Genomic DNA, 19,572 nt, shown 5'->3' with positions numbered 1-19,572 from the left:
GGTTTCATGTTTGTCGAATCCATCAAGACCCCGGGGCTGGCGCAACTCTCCTACCTGATTGGCGACGGTAACGAGGCCGCCGTCATCGACCCGCGACGGGACTGCGATGATTACGCGCAGATGGCCCGGCAGCGCGGTTGTCGCATTACCCATATCTTTGAAACCCACCGCAACGAGGACCTGATTTCCGGCGCGCCGATACTGTCCGAAATTACCGGCGCCCCGGTTCACCACGGCCCCAATGCAGCCGGCGACGTGACCTACGCAGACACGGTACGCGAAGGAGACACATTCACTTTTGGTGAGATGACGCTGAAAGTCCTCGAAACTCCGGGACATACCGACGACAGCCTGTCCTTCGCAATCTACGACGACAACTTCGGCGAGCAGGCCGTGGGGGTCTTTACCGGCGACGCCATGTTTGTCGGCGATGTCGGGCGCACGGATTTCTATCCCGATCGGGCGAAGGAAGTGGCGGGGTGCCTATACGACAGTCTCGAAAAGATCCTGTCACTGGGAGACCAGGCCATTCTCTACCCCGCCCACGGTGCCGGCTCGGTCTGCGGGGACAATATGGCCAACCGGGAATTTTCCACGCTCGGCTATGAGCGTGACAACAATCCCATGCTGCAGATCCGCGACCGGGACAAGTTCATCGACAGGAAGGTGGCCGAGCACCACGAACAGCCACCCTACTTCCGCACCATGGAACGGCTCAACCTGAAAGGCGCAGCACCGACTCGCCGCGTGTTAACACCACCCGCACTCAGTGCGGAAAAGTTTGACCAGCTCTGCGACAACGCAGTGGTGATCGATGTACGCGGCATCAGTGCCTACCTCGGTGCGCACCTGCCTCGCAGTATCGCCCTGCCCGAGGATATGATTCCCGCCTTCGCCGGCTGGATTCTCGATGAGCAGGATGAGCTATTGCTCGTTGCGGAAAGCAGCGAACAGGCCGAGGCCGCGGCGCGCCACCTCGCCCGAATCGGCTTTGACCACGTGCTCGGTTACCTCGACCCCGCCCTACCCGGCTGGGCCGCGGCTGCGCGACCATTCGATAGCGTGCCGGTTGTCGACGTCGATGAAGTCAAGGCAAGAGTCGCAGATAACGGCGAGCAGTGGAGCCTGCTGGATGTGCGTGGCAGGAACGAGATCGAAGAGGGTGTCGTGAGCGGGGCCACAACCATCTATATCGGACACCTCCCGCAGCAGCTCGAGCAATTATCGAAGGAAAAGCACTACACGACCATGTGTGCCAGCGGTGCGCGGGCCACCATTGCCGCATCGATATTGCGGCGCGCCGGGTTTCAGCATGTGGATGTTTTTCTCGGCTCGATGGGGGCCTGGCAGGCAGCCGGTAACAGTGTTACGCAATAGGATTGAATGCGCGGGATTGGGCACTGCGCACGGCGGCACAGTAGAATGGTGTGTGGTTTTATCGATTGATCCTTATATGCCCCGGGAACTCACCAGCCTTCACCAGCTACTCGAACATATCGCCAGCAGCGCCCGCGACAGTGAACGCGTATCGCTGGATATGGTGGTGCAAGCGGTAGGACTGCGCTCCTTTGCCCCCCTACTGCTATTGGTAGGGCTGATCCTTTTTTCGCCGTTGAGCGGCATTCCCGGCGTACCGACAGCGATGGCGCTGCTGGTGTTATTGGTGACGATCCAGCTGTTGCTGGGCCGCAAACACTTCTGGCTGCCGCAGTGGATATTGCGGCGTTCGATCTCCGAGCAGAAACTGCAGCGGGCGCTGCAATGGCTCGATAAACCGGCGCTTTTTGTGGACCGCTGGCTGCGCCCACGCCTGGTGTTCCTGGTGCGGCGCAGCGGCACCTTTGTGATTGCCACCATCTGCACCGTCATCGCACTGGCACTGCCGCTGATGGAAGTAGTCCCGTTTTCGGCAACCATCGCCGGCCTGGCCCTGACGGCGTTCGGACTGGCTCTGGTCGCCCACGACGGGCTACTCGCAGTGGTCGCGCTCGCGGTGACCGGTTTTGTATTCGGACTGATTGCCGGGGCTTTGATCTAAACGCGCCGTCGGCACCCCCAGTACGCGCGGATAGCGCGCCAGCGCCGTGATCGCCAGCAGGTCGTATACCGCGTGCCAGGTGATGACACACAGCAGGCTCTCGGTGACGCGGTAGCAGATCCCCAATATCAGTCCGACCAGCAGAATGGTGGCGAAGTAAGTGAAAGACGCGTAGTGCAGCAAGCCGAACAACAGCGAGGCACCGAGCAAGCCCAACAGCGGCGTAGTCAGTTCCGACAGCCACGGCTGCAGCAGGCCGCGAAACAGCAACTCTTCACACACGCCCGCCGCAAACGCGGTCAGTACAATCTGCGGGGTGGAGAAACGGGCGAAGAAGGGGTGCAGCTCGGCACAGTGCCGGCGCAACGTGCGCCCGACGGCCGTGGGCGAGCGGGTCAGCCCGACAGCGGCGGCGTAGCTGAGCAGCGCGCCGACGGCGCCGATCGCGATTGCCAGCGTCGCGGAGTGACCGACCAACAGCACTTCGACATCGAGAAAATACAGTCCGGCCAGCGCCACCGCCAGGCTGACCAGCTGTATCGCCATCACCAGCACAAAGGCGTTAACTCTTTCCACATTGGGGTGGGTCATCGTTATGGTTCCTTGTGCCTGTAAAGTCCCTGCCGCCGATTACTCTGCCGCATCGGCAACGACATTCTTCAGGCGCGCCCTGCCGCCGCCGGAAACCATCACTTCGGCAACACCGCCGTTACGCAGGTCGCTTTCCAGCCCCAAGGCCTTTTCCTTCGGGGCGAAAAAGGCCTCGATGCCGTATTTGATCCGGTAACTGCTACCGGTATCGCGCCACCAGGTACCGGTCACCCGGCCCCGCAGAAAAACCCCCTCATCCGGCTTCTTCAGGCTGACCCCGGACACCTCGTGCAGGCCCGACTTCTTCGGTTGCAGCTGCACATAGACTACCTCCCCTTCGCGCAATTTCTTGCCGTCGGCAAACATGGAGGCGTCCAGCTGGGAAAAATCGTACTCCAGTCGCGCGTAGTTGCCGCGGAACAGGCTGCGCGGGTCCACCGGGATGGTTTTCAGGCGTATCTCCTCGCCCGTCCACAACGGCATCTGCGCGCTGAGGTACATGCCGGTCAATATCACAAACTGCAGCGCGATAGCCGCGATCAGGCCGCTGGTGATGGTCGACTTCACGCGGCGCCCTCCTTCGCCTGATGGCGTTTCCAGTAGCGGGCGGCGCCCAGCAGCAATACCGCAAACAGCGTAAAGATCAGCGCACCGCCGACGTAATCACCGATCAGATCGAAATAACGCAGCAGCGCGGTGACCAGTATCGAGGCCACGCCGAGAAAGAAGTAATGGGAGATGCCGCCCTGAATGCCCCGTACTATCAGCCAGACGCCACTGCCGATCAGGGCGAAATTGGTCACCACCTGGAAAAAGATCGCGTGCTCGGGATCGCCGGAAACCGTCACCGCCAACAGCACTACCGCGAACGCGCCCAGCAGCAGCGCGCTGGAAAGCCGCCCTCCCGCCCTGGTGGCCAGCCACAACGCGGCCGCGGACAGCAGCACGATTACCAGCCACATCGACAGCAGGTGATTCCAGTCCGCCTCTAGCAGCTGCCGCCACGGGGCGGCAAAACTCAACACCAGCAGCGTTATCAGCGTGAAGCGCAGGCACCACACCGAGATCACCGCCGCGTAGTCCTTGGCATCCGACGCAGGCCGCAATCTCAGCCACTGGCTGAAGGCGAACAACAGGATGAACAACGCCACTGCTACCGCCAGGTTCTCCGCATGCAGGTCAAACAGGAAAAATTGGTCGGCGTCGCGCCACAGCGCCGCCAGTGAGTATTCAACCCAGAAACCGATGCTGCCGAGTACCACCAGCAGCAACACGATGCTCTGGCGGCCGTGCCGGAGCACATAGACAGAGGCGAGGATAAACAGCGGAAACAGTGCCGGGTAAAATCCGTAGCTGATCTGCATGAAAAACCAGATCGCGGCCAGCAGGTTGGCCTGCAGCGCCAGCCACGGATTTTTTGTCAGCAGCGCGAACGGCAGGCAGCCCAGCGCCCACCAGAAAACGCCATCCGGCATATGTTCGCCGAGGTGATAGATCTGCGCGATCAGGATAATCGAGGCACCGAAGAACAGATTGCCGAGCAGGAACAGCCCCACTCCGGCACTGTAGTCGCCGGCCCGGTAGTGCTGCAGGGCGAACCCCTGGGTGGTCAGGGTAATGGCTATGAGTCCCCACATGCGCAGCGCCCGCGGTATCTCATCCCAGTTGGCGCCGAGCAACGTGATAATCGCGAGACCGATAAATAGGTAGCCCAGCCCCACCAGCACGTTGTAGCCGAAGGAGCGGTTTTTCGCCTGGTGGTAGTCGACGCCGTAGCGACCGCAGATCAGCTCCGCCTGGGGCTCACTGATCACGCCCTCCTCCACCCACTCGCCGGCCTCGCGGGCCAGGTCGTTTTTCAGTAACCGAATCAATCGCATCGCGCTGTCCCGCTCAAACCTGTTCGCTACCGGCTCTGACTGAATCAGCACTCACCGGTCACTTACCCCGAGTATCCCCAAAGCCGGCAACCACTGCAAACGGGCTGTGGCAGCGAGCCTGACTATTGGAAAACCCAATCTGATCAATAAAAGCTATCACAGCCATTTAAATAGATTATTTTTATTGGTTTATATCACTCGATAGCATCTCACCCGTTCCAGACAACTTCACAGCCAAACACATTGAACGAGGAGCTACTTATGTCTCGCTACATCGAATCCGAACTGAAACCCTTCCAGGCCAAGGCTTACCAATCTGGTGACTTCTTCGACATCAGCGACGCCGACGTCAAGGGCAAGTGGGCGGTATTCTTCTTCTACCCGGCCGACTTCACCTTCGTCTGCCCCACCGAACTGGGCGACCTGGCCGACAACTACGAAGAGTTCAAGAAACTGGGCGTCGAGATCTACTCGGTGTCCACCGACACCCACTTCACCCACAAGGCGTGGCACGACACGTCCGACACCATCGGCAAGATCCAGTTTCCGATGATCGGCGACCCGACCGGCACCATCACCCGCAACTTCGGCGTGATGATTGAGGAAGAAGGCATCGCCGACCGCGGCACCTTCGTGATCGACCCGGAAGGCCGTATCCAGATTGTCGAGATCACCGCCGGCGGTATCGGCCGCGACGCCCAGGAGCTGCTGCGCAAGATCAAGGCGGCTCAGTATGTCGCCAGCCACCCGGGTGAAGTCTGCCCGGCCAAGTGGAAGGAAGGCGAAGAGACCCTGGCACCGTCTCTGGACCTGGTCGGCAAGATCTAAACCCCTTCCGTTCGCCATCCCGGACCCGATCCGGGACTGCCATCCCTTAGGCCCACCTGCGGGTGGGCCTTTTTTAACCCCTTTGATTATCGACAGGACACACCGATGTTGGACGCAAACCTGAAACAGCAACTGGACACCTACCTGCGCAATATTATTGACCCGATCGAGATTCGTGTGTCCGGTGACAATAGCCCCAAATCCGCGGAGCTGGAGCAACTGGCCGATGAAATCGCCGGTCTCTCCGCCAAGATTGAAACCCACAGCGGTAACGGCAAGCGCACGCCCAGCATGGCAATCGCGCGGCGGGGTGAAGCCCCCCGGGTAAGTTTTGCCGGTATTCCGCTGGGTCACGAATTCACCTCCCTGGTACTCGCGCTGCTGCAGGCCGGTGGCCACCCGTCGAAGGCCGATCCGGAACTGCTGCAGCAGATTCGCGACCTCGACGGCGAGTACCATTTCGAAACCTATATCTCGCTGTCGTGCCAGAACTGCCCGGATGTGGTACAGGCGCTGAACCTGATGGCGACACTGAATCCGAACATCCGCCACGAGATGATCGACGGTGCGCTGTTCCAGGATGAAGTGGAACAGCGCAATGTCATGGCAGTGCCCGCGGTCTACCTGAACGGCGAACACTTCGCCCAGGGCCGCATGACACTAGAGGAAATTGTCGGCAAGCTGGATACCGGCGCCGCCGAGCGCAAGGCCGCGGCCCTGAATGAAAAGGATCCCTACGATTTGTTGGTCGTCGGCGGCGGTCCCGCCGGTGCCGCAGCGGCCATCTACGCCGCGCGCAAGGGTATCCGCACCGGTCTGGTCGCCGAGCGCTTCGGTGGCCAGGTGATGGATACCGTGGGTATCGAAAACTTTATTTCCGTGCCCTACACCGAGGGCCCGAAACTCGCCGCCAGCCTCGAACAGCACGTAAAGGAATACGGCGTGGATATTATTACCGACCAGCGCGTGGCCACCCTGAGCCGCAGTAACAGCGTGAAGCTGGAGCTGCAGAGCGGCGCCACCCTGTCCAGCCGCTCCGTGGTGTTGGCCACCGGCGCCCGCTGGCGCGAGCTGGGCGTACCCGGCGAAGCAGAATACCGCACCAGGGGCGTGGCCTACTGCCCTCACTGTGACGGTCCCTTCTTCAAGGGCAAGCAGGTGGCGGTTATCGGCGGCGGCAATTCCGGCATCGAGGCGGCGATCGATCTTGCCGGTATCGTCGAGCATGTCACCGTACTGGAGTTCGCCGACACGCTGCGCGCCGACGACGTACTGGTGCGCAAGGCGCGCTCGATGGACAACATCGATATCATCGTGAACGCCCAGACCACCGAAATCGTCGGTGACGGCAACAGGGTCACCGGCCTCGCCTATAGCGATCGCGCCACCGGCAAGGGCAAACACCTGCAACTGGCCGGCGTCTTCGTGCAGATCGGGCTGGTACCCAATACCGAGTTCCTGCAGGACAGCGGCGTGGAAATGAACCGCATGGGGGAAATCGTCATCGACGGGCGCGGCGCGACTTCCATGCCCGGCGTCTACGCCGCTGGCGATGCGACCACTGTGCCCTACAAGCAGATTGTTATCTCCATGGGCGCCGGCGCCACCGCAGCACTGGGTGCCTTTGATTATCTGATTCGCTCGTCTGTTGACGCAGTGAGCGGCAATAGCCAACCCGAACAGGCGCTCGCCCAAAGCGCCTGATTCCCTCTGGCCGGCTCGGTGCCGGCCTTTTTTCGCCACAACCAATTTCGCCGCTGGCTAGCCATTGATCCGAACGCACCGTGCCTTCAAAAAAACAGGTCTGGTCTACCCTATAGATCTGCCGCCCAGGCGCGGCCAGAAAAAGGAGAAAACCATGGGCGAAACAAAATCTTATCAAGGCAGTTGCTTCTGTGGTGCCGTTCAATTCACGGTTAGCGGAGAGCCCGCCGCAATGGGCTACTGCCACTGTGAATCCTGCCGCCACTGGTCGGCGGGCCCGGTAAACGCCTTCTCGCTGTGGCAACCGGAAGCGGTAAAGGTTACTGAGGGGGAGGACAAGATCGGGACTTACCACAAGACACCAAACAGCTATCGCAAGTGGTGTCAGAATTGTGGCGGCCATATTTTCAGTGAACATCCGGGCATGGGGCTTACCGACGTCTATGCGGCGGTCATTCCGGATCTCCCTTTCGAGCCGAGCGTACACGTCAACTATCAGGAGGCGAAGCTGCGAATCAGGGACGGCCTGCCAAAGCTGAAGGATTTCCCGAAGGAAATGGGCGGATCCGGTATCACGCTGGAAGAGTAACGATTCCGGCCTGATCTTAATCACATTCGCTCCCCCCCCGTTCCCAACCCCACGGGATGTCAGCGCTGCGGGGGCGCCGGTGCAATTGATCGCACGCTGTCGTTAGCAGTTACCGGCCCAGTATCGCGTGCCTGCCAGTCCCCTTTGCGACAGCCAGGGGACCTGGCAGCGATAAAAGAATTGATTGACTTCCAGCCAAACCCCTATACACTGCCTTGGAGCTAGAAATTAAGCATCGCGAATATCTCTCCTGTTACGAAGTTATACCCATAGTCCTCGTCCGTTAGTTTTCACTCCTGCTTATTTTCCGCCAAAACTGCCATTTTGTGTGGCGCTATATATCTTTAAGTTATAGGACACGATTATGTCTAACACCGTTACAGGAACCGTTAAGTGGTTCGACGAATCCAAGGGCTTCGGTTTTATTGAACAGCAGTCCGGCCCCGACGTTTTTGCCCACTATTCCGCCATCAGCGATTCCGGTTTCCGGACCCTGGTCGAAGGCCAGCAGGTCTCCTTTTCCGTAGCCAAAGGCCCCAAGGGTCTGCAGGCGGAAAATATCGTCATTATCTAATGACGTGCGGCTGGCAACCCGGCTCCTGACTGGAACCGAATCCGCCACCGCGTCGCGCTGACTCAGCGCGCAATCAAGGGCGAATCCGCGAGGGTTCGCCCTTTTTATTTCCGGCTATCCGCCTCCCCTACCCCCACGCCAACATCCCATACCCGCGCTGCCCTGATATTCCATTCCATTTGAACATCGCAGCGCCTGATCTGTCGCGACACATACGATCGCCCACGGCGAAGATTCATCTACACTCGATCGCAGATATCGAATCACAGGCGCGGCCTGCCGGCCGATCGGGTCACGCACGGGAGAGGCAAATGGCGCTTGCGGTAATTATTGTTCTTTACGCAACGATTGGTCTGATGGCGGCGGCGGGAACCATCGCTATCGTCAAAAGGCTATTGCCGCCCAAAGGAGAACAGATCTTTTTCGGTCTTTTCCTCGCTCTGATTGCCGCTTTCTATCTTGCCTTTACCGCCTATTTCAATAGCCCGGGGGCCTGGCCGGTCGAGATCGCCGCAGTCGTTCTGTTTACCCTATTAGGCTTAGCCGGCTGCCGCATACCGGCACTGCTGGTGATCGGCTACCTGCTGCACGGTGCCTGGGACCTGCTTCATGAGCTGACCGTCTATACGAATAATGATCTGCAAACTGAGCACCTCACCGAAATTCCGGTGGCCTACGGTATCTTCTGTGCCGCTTACGACTGGTGCATGGCAGCCTACTTCTGCACCAGGCGCAGCACCTGGCATGCGGCCTGGTCAAAGAACGACAGCTGAATTCCGCTAAGTCACGGCTGCGGAGCGTCCTGCGAAGATCAACCTGGACCCACGGCAGCGCCTCGCGAACCTCTGCTGCCGGCTGCAACAAAGATATCCACATGGCGCCAGATGATGAGGTGCCGGAGAAACAGAAGAATGTCACCTTTTCCAGGCCAACCTTGGCCATTCATCACATCGTTTGTAGAATCTATCGTCTGTCGAGGGACTTATGCCGGCAGCCACTCCAGTATCGCGACTCACACCCGCTGACTCCCGGAAAGAATAAATACGGCGAAGGAGCCATCAATCACCATGCCTACTGCCCAACACAACCAGTACGAGATCTATTACGCGGTGAGCGGCTCCGGCCCGGCGCTGGTATTGCTGCACAGCTTCCTCTGCGATGGTGAGATGTGGAAAGAACAGGTTGCACCACTGAGTGAACACTACCGGGTGATCAATATCGATATCCGCGGCCATGGGCGGTCGAGCGCTGCAGATCAGCCACTGGATATCTACGATCTGGTGCTGGACGTTATCGCAGTACTGGATAAAGAGGGTGTAGAGAGCGCCACCTGGGCCGGCCTGTCGATCGGCGGCATGATTGCCCTGCGTGCGGCGCTGACGGTGCCCAAACGCGTTGCCGGTCTCATGCTGCTCGACAGCCACGCCGGTACCGAAACCGGCTTCAAGAAATTCAAATACAGGGCGATGGTCGCGGCCGCCAAGCTGTTCGGTATAAAACCGCTGCTGCCCAAGGTATCCAAGTTGATGTTCGGACAGCATACCCTGACGACCCAGCCAGAGTTGGTGCAATACTGGAAAGGGAAATTTGCCACTATGCCCCTGCTCTCGATCGAACACATGGTCGACGCGCTGTGCAATCGCGATTCCCTCAAAACGCAACTCGGCGAGATACAGCAGCCAGCCCTGGTTCTCGTCGGCGAGGAAGACCTGTCCCTGCCGCCGCCCTGTTCGATCAGTATGGCCGAGCGGTTGCCTGACGCGCAGCTGAAGGTTGTCGAAAAGGCCGGGCACCTGTCGTCGCTCGAGCAACCCGAGGCGGTGACCAAAGCCATGCTCGAGTTTATGCGCGAACACCAGCCGCCGCAGAGCGAACAGAAAAATGATTCGATTCGCTCAACCTGACGACGCCGAGCAGATTGCGGATATTTACAACCACTATATCCGCAACACCGTGGCCACTTTCGAAACGGAACCGGTTTCAGGCAGTGAAATGGCGGGGCGAATCACCGATGTGGCTGCAAACGGCCTGCCGTGGCTGGTAGCGGAAGGGGAATCCGGTATCAGCGGCTATGCGTATGCGACGCCGTGGCGCAGCCGCGCCGCCTACCGCCGCTCCGTCGAGGCCAGTGTCTATCTGCATACGGATGCCCGTGGACGCGGCCTGGGCTCCATCCTCTATCGGGCCCTGTTCGATGAACTCAAACAGCGCTCCATCCACGCCGTTATCTGCGGCATCGCGCTGCCCAACACCGCCAGTGTCGCGCTGCACGAGAAATTCGGCATGGAAAAGGTCGCCCACTTCAAGGAAGTCGGATTCAAGTTCGATCGCTGGATCGACGTGGGTTACTGGCAGTGCCTGCTGGAACCCGACGCGTTCTAGACCGCGGCAACCACTGCCTGGCGCGCCTCGCTGAAGGCCTGGAACTGGGTCAGGTAGACCTTGCCGGACAGGTGCTGGAGGAAACCGCTGCGCTGCAGCGCGTCCATGACCGGCCCCTTGACCTCGGACAGGTGCAGCACGATACCGAGTTCGGCCAACTGGCTGTTCAGGGCCTCGAGCACTTCGAGTGCGCTCCAGTCGATCTCGTTGATGGCGCTGCACATCAGAATCACCTGACGCACCCGCTTGTTGTTGGCCAGATCCTCGTAGACCCGCTCCTCCAGAAAGGCGGCATTGGAGAACATCAGGCTCTCGTCGACGCGAATGGTCAGTATTTCCGGCACGGTGAGTACCCGGTGCCGTTTGATATTGCGGAAATGCTCCGTTCCCTCGACCAGCCCCACTTCGGCGATATGCGGCCTGGACGTGCGGTACAGGAACAACATGATAGAGGCCGCCACACCACAGGATACGCCCGCCTCGACACCAAACAGCAGCGTCACGACGATAGTGACCGTCACCGCGAAAAAGTCGCTACGGGAAAACTTCCAGGTCTTTTTCAGGATGGAGAAGTCCACCAGCGACAGCACCGCCACGATTATCGTCGCCGCCAGGGTCGCCTTCGGCAGGTAGTACAGGAATGGCGTCAGGAATATTGAAGCCAATGCAATACCGGCGGCGGTGAATACGCTCGCCATCTGCGTCTCAGCACCCGCGTCGAAATTGACCACGGAGCGAGAGAAGCCGCCGGTGACCGGAAAGGCGCCGGAAAGACCCGCCCCCACATTGGCTGCGCCCAGGCCGATCAGTTCCTGGTTCACGTCGATTTTCTGGCGCCGCTTGGCGGCCAGCGTCTTACCGACGGAAACCGATTCCACATAGCCGATGATCGATATCATGATCGCCGGCAGTATCAGCGCCTCGACCAACTCCCGGGAGATAACCGGCAACTGCAGCGTCGGCAGGCCCGACGGCACGGCTCCGACCAGCGCCACCTGTTTACCCTCGAAATCAAATAGCACCGCCGCGACAATAGTCGCAATGACGCCGACCACCGGCGCCGCCTTGACCAGGATAGCGGCGGTATCCGGATGCACGGACCAGCGCTGCAGCAGCCGCGACGCGCCGGAACGCGACCAGTACAGAAACACGATAACTGCAACACCGGTGAGTAGCGCATAGAGATTGATGCCGCCGATATTTTCCAGCAGCGAATCGAACAGGTGCGGCAGATTGTCGCCGTTGGCGCGGACGCCGAGCAGGTGCTTCAGCTGGCTCAGCGCAATCAGCAGGCCGGAGGCGGTGATAAATCCGGAGATCACCGGGTGCGACAGAAAATTGGCGAGGAAGCCGAGGCGTAACACCCCCATCAGCAGCAAAAACAGGCCGGACAGCAACGCCAGCACCGCGGCCGCCAGCAGATAATCCGCGGTGCCGGCGAGTGCCACCTCGCTCAGCGCGGCGGCACTCATCAGGGAAGCTACCGCCACCGGCCCCACCGACAGGGTGCGGCTGGTGCCGGTCACCGCATAGGCCAGCAGCGGCACGATGCTCGCATAGAGCCCCACCTGTGCCGGCAGCCCGGCGAGCAAGGCATAGGCCAGCGACTGCGGTATCAGCATGATCGTGACGATTACCGCGGCCAGCAGGTCGCGGCTCAGTGCCTGCCGATCATAAGTCCGCAGCGAGGCAAAAATGGGGAGATAGCTGGCAATGGCGCGCATCGATGACTCCCGTTACTGCATTAATCTGATAAAAAGCGATCTCACGACTCGGGATCAATCGCCACCAGTACGCCGCTGACATCGAAACCCGCGGCGCGGGCCTGGCCCAGCAGCGTCTTCTTGTCCGCGCCCTGCAGTACCCGTGCGCCGGCCCATAGATTGCAGGAGCGATTACCGGTGCGACAGAAGGCGTGCACCTTCTCACCGCGCGCCAGCAGCTCGGCAAACTGCTGGCAGTGTGCCAGCGTCATCTGGCCACGCGCGAACGGAATAACGACGTACTCCACGCCGTTTTCCTGTGCCGCCTGCTCCATCGCCGCGTGTGTCGGCTGATCTTCGCTCTCGCTTTCCGGGCGGTTACACACCACCACCTTGACGCCGGACTCGGCCAGCTGCGCCATAGCGGCGCAGCTGAACTGCCCGGATACACTGACCTGGTCGTCGAGTCGTTTGTTATCCATACATTGCACCTGATTAACTATTCGCGAGAAAAAACTTTACAGCGCGTTGATCGGCACCTTCAGATAGACAGTACCGTTATCTTCTGCCGGTGGCATCTCTCCCGCGCGGATATTGACCTGGATGGACGGAATTATCAGGCGCGGCATCGCCAGGGTTGCATCGCGCTCGGAGCGCATGGCCACAAACTCGGCTTCACTGATGCCGTCGTGCAGATGGATATTTTCGCGCTTCTGGTCGCCCACAGTGGTTTCACACTGGTGCTCCCGACCATCGGACGGCGGATAGTCGTGGCACATGAACATGCGCGTCTCTTCCGGCAGCGCGAGCAGCTTTTGCACCGAGCGATACAGGGTCGCGGCATCGCCACCGGGGAAATCGCAGCGCGCGCTGCCCACGTCCGGCATAAACAGCGTGTCGCCGACAAACAGCGCATCGCCGATCAGCCATGCCATGTCCGCCGGCGTGTGGCCCGGTGCGTAGATCACGCGGGCCTCCAGGTCACCGACGCTAAAGGTCTCGCCGTCGCCGAACAGGTGATCGAACTGGCTGCCATCGACGAGGAATTCTTTTTCCAGGTTGAACACCTCGCGGAAGATTTTTTGCACCTGGCATATCTGGTTGCCAATCCCGATCTTGCCGCCGAGCTGTTCGCGGATAAACGGCGCCGCGGACAGGTGGTCGGCGTGGGCGTGGGTTTCCAGGATCCATTCGACGGTCAGTTTTTTTTCCCGCACGAAGGCTACGATCTCTTCGGCACCCTCGGTGCTGGTGCGACCCGAGGCGGCATCATAGTTGAGCACTGCATCCACCACTGCGGCCGCGCCGCCTTCGCGGTCGTAGACGACATAGCTCCAGGTTTCGGTATCCCTGTCTAGGAAAGACTGTACTTGGGTACGAACAGCACTGATGGACATAAACATTCCTCTCATTTCGAGATTGCACTCAATTCACGCAGATATATTAGCAAACTCTAATATTTAGAGCAATACCCCGCTGCTGTCAGAGAATCCAGCCCCTCTCCCCCTGGAATAGCCGCGCGCTTCCGCAGCGGAAACCGCCCTGTTACTGCGTACACTGCAAAATCGGGATCGCCTCCTGCTACTGTGCCAGGTAAGCGTTGGGGAACTGTGTGTCAGTGAGCTGGAACAACCGCTGGACATCCGCAAGCCCTCTCTGTCTCAGCAATTGGGAGTACTGCGCCGGGAAGGTTTGGTAGCCGCGCGTCGCACGGGAAAGTATGGATACTAACGAATTGCCGATCCCCGCCGGTCAGAGCTACTGCACACCCTGTTCCAGCTCTTTTGCGCGCGGTCGGCATTGCGGTATGGGAGATGCGCATTCCGCCCACCTCCCGTAATGTATACGCTTTGGTCAGCAGTGCAGACAGGCCGCCACCGATTCGCAGTCGGCGTCGATCACCCTGACATTGGTATAGCCCATATTGGCGAGGGCAACTGCCGATAGCGCGGCACGCCCACCGGTGGCGCAGTGAATGAGAATCGGCTGATCGGCACTTGTCGCCACTTCACCAATTTTCATTTCCAAAACGCCGCGGGGGATATTGACGCTACCTTCGGTTTTCAGCTTCTCCACCTCGGCTGGTTCGCGCACATCGACTATCAACGTGTCCGGCGCCTGCGCCTTGATCGCCGCGGCCTCCTCGGCCGATATCAAATCGCACTGAGCCTTGGCCGGGCCCACAATTTCCGGAAGTGTTTTAATCACGTGAGACACCTTTCCTTATCCAATATCTTCGGTAAGTTCCTGACTGAATACGACCGCTCACCGGGCCGCGGGGCTTTTCCCGGCCGCACAGGCAATCTCTGCTTCACTGTGCATGCCGAGTATTCTCATCACCCGAGTCGCGGGGCAGAAACCGGTGAAGGCGCTCTGAATCATGTTAACGCCGATAAAAACGCTGAACCAGAACCAGTTGGGATGTACCAGCTGGGTCAGCGCCACAGAAACCAACAGCATAACGCCGGCAAAAACAAAAGTAGCACGTTCGGTTGACATAATTTTTCTCCATTTTCCCATCGGGTGTTAAAAGCTGTACTTCACGCGCAGGTAGACGTTGTCTGCGCGATCGAACTGGCCGAAGAAGGTGTAATCGTCGCGGCCATAAAAGAGGTTGCCCCCCAGGGTCCACTGCCATTTGTCACTGTATCGCCAGTCGATACTCGGGCGCAGGTAGCCGTCGCTATCACTGGGTGAATGAAATGCGAACAGCGACCAGATAAGCGTGCCGCGCATAGCGCTGTACCTTAACCGCGTGGTAACCACACTGCGGCTGCGCGCCGGCAGGTATTCCGACGGTGTCGCAAACTGCGAGGGCTCCGGCTTGCCGTCATAGCGTTCCAGATACAGCTGTCCACTGGCGGTAAGGTTGGTGACCAGTTCCCGCTCGTAACCGACGAGTGCGCGCCACTGATCGGGCTTGTACTGGTTGTCCAGATAGCCAACCTCGGTGTTGAACAGACCTCCGGCCAGCGGACGGCGCAGGCTGCCACCCCAGACGTTGAGGCGCGGATGGACAGGCCCGGCGACCGGATGCATATCCGGTGTGCCCTGGTATCCCTGGTATCCGTATAACGCGAACTCGCTGCTGTTTCTGCGCCAGAAGACCCGCGCCGCCACCTCGTCGGCGGAGGGTTCAGCCACGGAGAAGTCCGGCGCTATCTGTTGGCCCAGCTGCGGTGAAAAGAAGGAAAAGCGCTCGCCGTTGATAAACCGGTCCGGCGTGAACCGGGGCATCCACACCAGCTCGAGGTTGATATCGCTCCCGTACCAACTTGCACGCAGCGCATCCTGCGGCGCTTTCAGATATTCGTCGTCGCGCCCGCTGAAGAATGACTGCCAGTCCTTGGCGAACTGATCGTTGATAAACAGGTAATCGCCGGTGCCCCACGTCAGTGGCTGGCGCCCCAGCTTCAGATCTATATTTCCCGTCGGCGAATACAGAGCGCTGGCTTCGCGAACATCCGATTCCCAATCGGCGGTGACCCCGTCGTAGTACAGATCCCCCTTCAGCTTGAACTGCACCCGACCCGTGGAGGGCGTCCACTCCAGGCGCGCGCGGCTGTCGGCGAGGGTGCCGTCGTCGAGCAGCGGATCGGTACCCGTGCGCTGCCCCCAGGACTGTTCCAGGAAGCCGTGCAGGGGGAAGGGCTTTTCCTCCTCCGCAGTACTCTCCTCCCAGTTGTCCCACTCTTCCCATTCGCCAGCGGCTTCCTCCTGGGCCATAACGTACCCCGACACCGTCAGGGCCACGGCCAACGGATAAAACACTTTCAAACTATTCATTTGCCTAACAGCTCCCGCGGCGGGTTGCGCAGGCTGCGCTCGCCGAACAGGGACCGATCCAGATTCAGGCCATAGGCGACGTTGCGGAATTGCAGCAGTGTATAACCGCCGTTTTTCAGGTCTTCGACCTTTGACTTGACCACCGTGGGGATGCCGTCGATTTCAGCGGTTTCCACCACCGTCACGCGGCGATAGGCTTCGCCGCGCGCGTTTTTGTACTCCACTCGCTCCGGCAGGAAGGTGTCCTTGCTGATATGCGCGGTGTAGCTGGCAAATTCCACACTGTCCGGATGCCTGGGCTTGCCCTGCACCAGGAAGTGCTCGGCGTTCTCTCCGGCCAGAGTGAAGATATCCTCGTTCAGGTTGCGGCCCGATACGTCCTCGTAGAAAAAGTGCGAACCCACGAACGAAGTGCGCTTGTCACCGGCGGCGATGCGCTTTACCAGGTCCAGTGCCGGCAGGTAAAGCCAGCGGTCGTCACCCCGCTCGATCTGCTTTTTCACCAGGAACACGGTGCCGCGCACATCCGCCGGCCGGGAAAAATACACCAGGTAATCCTGGTCGCCACCGCTGCCGTTCTGGCGCAGCAGTGAAAACTGGCGCACCTGTCTCTGGCCGCTCGCGTCGACGATCATCATGCGGGCCTCGGCGCGGCCGCTGTCGCCCGCATAGAGGGCGGCGTGGTTCGCCCTGGTGACGATTTCATCCGCACTCAACTCGGCACCCTGCGCGAGTGTCGCAGCGGACATCAACAGTCCGAACAGTAGTTTTTTCATAATGACACCTCTCAATTTATTTCGCTCAACCTGTAGTCAGGCATCGGCTGCCACTGGCATGGCCGTACCCGTTGGCACCAGCCATCGCTGCAGAGCCCAGATACCCGCCGGCAACAGCAATAGCGTGACCAGCGCCGAGGCGGCCATGATCGTGGCGAGGAAAATGCCCACGGTGACGTAGGGCACCAGTGGTGCAAACAGCAGCGGAGTGAAACCCAGCGCAATGACCAGCGCGTTGCGCGCGATGGCACGGCCCGGCTCGTCGAACATCAGGCGCATGGTCTCGTCATACCCGCGCCCACTGTGCAGATAACTGCGCGTACGCTCGATAAAGTGGATGGCAAAATCTACGCTGAGCCCCAGAGTCAGTGCGGACAGCACCGCAATCGGCATGTCGTAATCGATACCCAGCCAGCCCACCATGCCGTAGATCAGACTGATGGTGAGCGTGAGCGGCAGCATGGCCAGCAGCCCCCACAGCAGGGAGCGGAACAGCAGTACCATCATGATTAATACGACGACGAATGCGGACATCAGGCTGTCCATCATTCCGGCCACCATGGCGTCCTGCCAAACCGAATTCAGATAGGCCTTGCCAGCCCACTGCAGTTCCACAGCCAGCGGCGGCGGATTGGCGGCGACATACTGCTCCACCAACTCGACCACGGCGTTCATGTGCTGGTTGTCGCCACTGGTCAGCTGAACCCAGACCAGACCACTGCGGTAATCCGGCGTGACGAAGTGCCACAGGTCCGCCGGACGATGTGAGGACTGGTACTGCAGCAGCGTCTGTGCCACGCCGGCGGCGGTGGCGGGGATGCGGTAGTCCTGCGGCTCACCGGAGACCAGCTCGCGATTGACGGTTTTTACCAGCTGCGGCAGGCCATTGCTCTTGCCCACCAGGCCGCTATCGGCCAGGTGCTGCTGCAGTTCCGCCATCCAGTTCAGCAGCGCGGGGGAACTGAGCGCCTTGCTGGCAGTGCGTGCCTGCTCCGCGGCTGCCAGCAGTTGTTCGATAATCTCCGCATCATCGCCTTCGGCAGCGAACAGGGCGTCATCCAGCTCGGTAATGCGGCGATCCAGTGCAGCGCTGAAGTCGGCGTCCGTCTTTAGCGGCTGCCAGTTCACCCCTTCACTACTGGCAGTGATTCTGGCGGCATCGCGATTCAGTTTTTCGAGCGCGCTGCCATCATCCTTCGCCGACAGCACCAGATAGGCGTCGTAGGTGCCGGCGAAATGGCTGTTGAGCGCACGGTCCGCCACGCGCAATTCGTGCTCGCTCTTGAACCAGTTAATGGGATTGTCATTGATGTGGATTTTGCCAATGCCAACCGCGCTGAATACCAGTGTTACGGTAAAGGCCAGCAACAGCCCGCCCTGGCGCCTGCGCGCCAGCGCGGCGATGGGCCTGAGCAGGCTATCGATACCGCGAGCCTTATCGGAGCGGTGCTGGGCCGCCTGCAGCGCACTGAGGGTTTCCGGCTTCATACGAGTGATGTAGGCCGGGATGTAGATAATCGTCAGCAGAAATGCCAGCAGGATGCCGAAGGCGACGAAAGCACCGAAGATCTGCACCGGCGGAATGGGCGTCAGCATCAGTGACAGGAAGCCCACCGAGGAAGTCACAGACGTCAGCAGCATTGGCTTGAACAGATGACGCATCACTTCGCGCATGGTTTCGCGCGCATCCCTACCCGGCCGGTAGCGGTCGGCGAATTCACTCATGATATGCACCGAATCCACCACGGCGATGGGCATCAGAAAGATCGCGATCATCGACGACATGATGTGCACGGTGAAGCCCATGCCGATCAACAGCCCCATAGTGGCAATCACGGTACTCATGGCCACGACCATCGGCGCCACCACCAACGGCAGGCTGCGGAAAAACAGCAGCATCAGCACGAAGATCATGGCACCGGCCATCGGCGCGGAGATACCCATCTGCACAAACATCTCGAAGCCGAACTGATCTTCGGCCACCGGCAGGCCAGTGAGGTAGTAGGTGTCGCCGGAATCCAGACCGGCAAAAATTGCGCGGATCTCTTCGGCGATGCGGTAACTCTCGTTTTTGTCTTCGATGGGCACGTAGATGGCCGCTGCCTGGCCATCGGCGGAGACCAGGGTGTTGCGCAGCATCGGCAGGCGGGCCACGGAGCGGGCGATATCATCCGCACCGGCCTGAGTCTGCGGCGGATTGCGCATCATCCACTCGAAGCGGATGGTTCCCGCTCCCTCCTGACGGATGTTGTCCACCTCAGACAGGGACATCAGGTCTCGTTCGACCACACCTTCGATCTGCAAAATGGATTCGCTGAGACGGTGGATCGCCGCGAGGGAGGCGGGGTTGTAGATGCCCTCTTCGGCTACTGCGCCGACAACGATGGAATCGTGCAGCGCGAAACGGGACTTGACCTCATTGTGGAAAACGCGCGCGGGGTTATCCGCGGGCAGCATATTCTCGGGATCGGTATCTATCTGGATATTCGGGATCAGGGCTCCCAGTGCCACAGTCAGCAGCAGCACCCCGGCATAGATGCGGCGCGGGTGTTCTATCACCCACTGGAAAAATCGTTCAGTCATAGTTAGCACTTTCTAAATTAGATTTATCTACTTTAGAGAATGCTAACACAGAAAATTAGACTTTCCTAATACTCTGGCTGACCGCCGGCATCGCCGGCGCCGCGGCGGAGTAGATCATCGCCGGCATCGGCGTCAGGA

Annotated in this window: 21 protein-coding genes; 10 read left to right on the top strand and 11 right to left on the bottom strand. The window is 59.9% G+C overall.

Annotated elements, in window-relative coordinates; all coding sequences use genetic code 11:
• The first annotated feature begins 6 nt into the window (after nt 1–6).
• Both BLW36_RS01095 and BLW36_RS01090 read left to right on the top strand, forming a co-directional pair.
• Nucleotides 7–1,377: an MBL fold metallo-hydrolase gene (locus BLW36_RS01095; RefSeq protein WP_091384150.1), complete on the top strand. Its 1,371-nt coding sequence runs from the start codon at nt 7–9 to the stop codon at nt 1,375–1,377.
• Nucleotides 1,378–1,453: 76 nt separating this feature from the next.
• Nucleotides 1,454–2,038 (top strand): exopolysaccharide biosynthesis protein, encoded by a 585-nt coding sequence (locus BLW36_RS01090; protein ID WP_091384148.1) that lies wholly within the window; start codon nt 1,454–1,456, stop codon nt 2,036–2,038.
• Here the strand turns inward: BLW36_RS01090 and BLW36_RS01085 are convergent.
• The 3 genes from BLW36_RS01085 to BLW36_RS01075 are packed head-to-tail and all read right to left on the bottom strand — an operon-like array spanning nt 1,970 to nt 4,509.
• Nucleotides 1,970–2,629 carry a CPBP family intramembrane glutamic endopeptidase gene (locus BLW36_RS01085; protein ID WP_091384147.1) on the bottom strand — a complete coding sequence of 220 codons (660 nt, stop codon included), beginning with the start codon at nt 2,627–2,629 and terminating at the stop codon, nt 1,970–1,972. The genes BLW36_RS01090 and BLW36_RS01085 overlap by 69 nt on opposite strands.
• 39 nt (nt 2,630–2,668) lie before the next feature.
• Entirely contained in the window at nt 2,669–3,196 is a 528-nt protein-coding gene (locus BLW36_RS01080) for a GDYXXLXY domain-containing protein (RefSeq protein WP_244506085.1), read from the bottom strand.
• Nucleotides 3,193–4,509 (bottom strand): DUF2157 domain-containing protein, encoded by a 1,317-nt coding sequence (locus BLW36_RS01075; RefSeq protein ID WP_091384146.1) that lies wholly within the window; start codon nt 4,507–4,509, stop codon nt 3,193–3,195. Before BLW36_RS01075 ends, BLW36_RS01080 begins: the two co-directional genes overlap by 4 nt.
• 261 nt (nt 4,510–4,770) lie before the next feature.
• On the opposite strand from BLW36_RS01075, the gene ahpC reads away from it, so the two are divergent.
• The 7 genes from ahpC (at nt 4,771) to BLW36_RS01040 (ending at nt 10,586) form a co-directional block, all read left to right on the top strand.
• The gene (gene ahpC, locus BLW36_RS01070) at nt 4,771–5,337 is read left to right on the top strand and encodes an alkyl hydroperoxide reductase subunit C (RefSeq protein WP_091384142.1); all 567 of its coding nucleotides are present in this window, start codon (nt 4,771–4,773) and stop codon (nt 5,335–5,337) included.
• Nucleotides 5,338–5,442: 105 nt separating this feature from the next.
• Entirely contained in the window at nt 5,443–7,041 is a 1,599-nt protein-coding gene (ahpF, locus tag BLW36_RS01065; RefSeq protein ID WP_091384140.1) for an alkyl hydroperoxide reductase subunit F, read from the top strand.
• Nucleotides 7,042–7,195: 154 nt separating this feature from the next.
• Nucleotides 7,196–7,630, top strand: a complete 435-nt coding sequence (locus tag BLW36_RS01060) for a GFA family protein (protein WP_091384131.1) — start codon at nt 7,196–7,198, stop codon at nt 7,628–7,630.
• A gap of 364 nt (nt 7,631–7,994) precedes the next feature.
• Nucleotides 7,995–8,204 carry a cold-shock protein gene (locus BLW36_RS01055; RefSeq protein ID WP_091384124.1) on the top strand — a complete coding sequence of 70 codons (210 nt, stop codon included), beginning with the start codon at nt 7,995–7,997 and terminating at the stop codon, nt 8,202–8,204.
• A gap of 311 nt (nt 8,205–8,515) precedes the next feature.
• Nucleotides 8,516–8,977: a DUF6010 family protein gene (locus tag BLW36_RS01050; RefSeq protein ID WP_091384123.1), complete on the top strand. Its 462-nt coding sequence runs from the start codon at nt 8,516–8,518 to the stop codon at nt 8,975–8,977.
• A 294-nt stretch (nt 8,978–9,271) separates the two neighbouring features.
• A complete protein-coding gene (locus BLW36_RS01045) occupies nt 9,272–10,108 on the top strand; it encodes an alpha/beta fold hydrolase (protein WP_091384122.1) in 837 nt (278 codons plus the stop codon).
• A complete protein-coding gene (locus BLW36_RS01040; protein ID WP_091384120.1) occupies nt 10,086–10,586 on the top strand; it encodes an arsinothricin resistance N-acetyltransferase ArsN1 family B in 501 nt (166 codons plus the stop codon). Before BLW36_RS01045 ends, BLW36_RS01040 begins: the two co-directional genes overlap by 23 nt.
• Here BLW36_RS01040 and BLW36_RS01035 read toward each other — a convergent pair.
• From BLW36_RS01035 to BLW36_RS01025, 3 genes are read right to left on the bottom strand one after another with little or no spacing between them, the layout of a single operon-like run.
• Nucleotides 10,583–12,310, bottom strand: coding sequence for a SulP family inorganic anion transporter (locus tag BLW36_RS01035; RefSeq protein WP_091384118.1), 1,728 nt, complete (start codon nt 12,308–12,310; stop codon nt 10,583–10,585). The two genes, BLW36_RS01040 and BLW36_RS01035, sit on opposite strands and share 4 nt — an antisense overlap.
• Nucleotides 12,311–12,351: 41 nt before the next feature.
• Entirely contained in the window at nt 12,352–12,771 is a 420-nt protein-coding gene (locus tag BLW36_RS01030) for a protein tyrosine phosphatase family protein (protein WP_091384116.1), read from the bottom strand.
• A 36-nt stretch (nt 12,772–12,807) separates the two neighbouring features.
• Nucleotides 12,808–13,686 (bottom strand): MBL fold metallo-hydrolase, encoded by an 879-nt coding sequence (locus tag BLW36_RS01025; RefSeq protein ID WP_091386831.1) that lies wholly within the window; start codon nt 13,684–13,686, stop codon nt 12,808–12,810.
• Between the two features lie 145 nt (nt 13,687–13,831).
• Here BLW36_RS01025 and BLW36_RS17445 point away from each other — a divergent pair, with 145 nt between their 5' ends.
• The gene (locus BLW36_RS17445) at nt 13,832–14,020 is read left to right on the top strand and encodes an ArsR/SmtB family transcription factor (protein ID WP_342027482.1); all 189 of its coding nucleotides are present in this window, start codon (nt 13,832–13,834) and stop codon (nt 14,018–14,020) included.
• A 123-nt stretch (nt 14,021–14,143) separates the two neighbouring features.
• On the opposite strand, the gene BLW36_RS01015 is transcribed toward BLW36_RS17445, so the two are convergent.
• From BLW36_RS01015 to BLW36_RS00995, 5 genes are read right to left on the bottom strand one after another with little or no spacing between them, the layout of a single operon-like run.
• The gene (locus BLW36_RS01015; RefSeq protein WP_091384114.1) at nt 14,144–14,497 is read right to left on the bottom strand and encodes a rhodanese-like domain-containing protein; all 354 of its coding nucleotides are present in this window, start codon (nt 14,495–14,497) and stop codon (nt 14,144–14,146) included.
• 57 nt (nt 14,498–14,554) lie between these two features.
• Nucleotides 14,555–14,788 (bottom strand): YgaP family membrane protein, encoded by a 234-nt coding sequence (locus BLW36_RS01010; protein ID WP_091384113.1) that lies wholly within the window; start codon nt 14,786–14,788, stop codon nt 14,555–14,557.
• 27 nt (nt 14,789–14,815) lie between these two features.
• Nucleotides 14,816–16,075, bottom strand: a complete 1,260-nt coding sequence (locus BLW36_RS01005; protein ID WP_091384112.1) for a hypothetical protein — start codon at nt 16,073–16,075, stop codon at nt 14,816–14,818.
• Complete coding sequence (locus BLW36_RS01000; RefSeq protein ID WP_091384111.1) at nt 16,072–16,851, bottom strand: outer membrane lipoprotein-sorting protein; 780 nt, start codon at nt 16,849–16,851, stop codon at nt 16,072–16,074. Before BLW36_RS01000 ends, BLW36_RS01005 begins: the two co-directional genes overlap by 4 nt.
• A gap of 36 nt (nt 16,852–16,887) precedes the next feature.
• Nucleotides 16,888–19,434 carry an efflux RND transporter permease subunit gene (locus tag BLW36_RS00995; RefSeq protein WP_091384110.1) on the bottom strand — a complete coding sequence of 849 codons (2,547 nt, stop codon included), beginning with the start codon at nt 19,432–19,434 and terminating at the stop codon, nt 16,888–16,890.
• Nucleotides 19,435–19,572: the final 138 nt, after the last annotated feature.

This window comes from Microbulbifer marinus (assembly GCF_900107725.1).
GTDB lineage: Bacteria > Pseudomonadota > Gammaproteobacteria > Pseudomonadales > Cellvibrionaceae > Microbulbifer > Microbulbifer marinus.
Note: the sequence above shows the minus strand (reverse complement) of the source record. Positions and strands in the feature narration are given on the sequence as shown.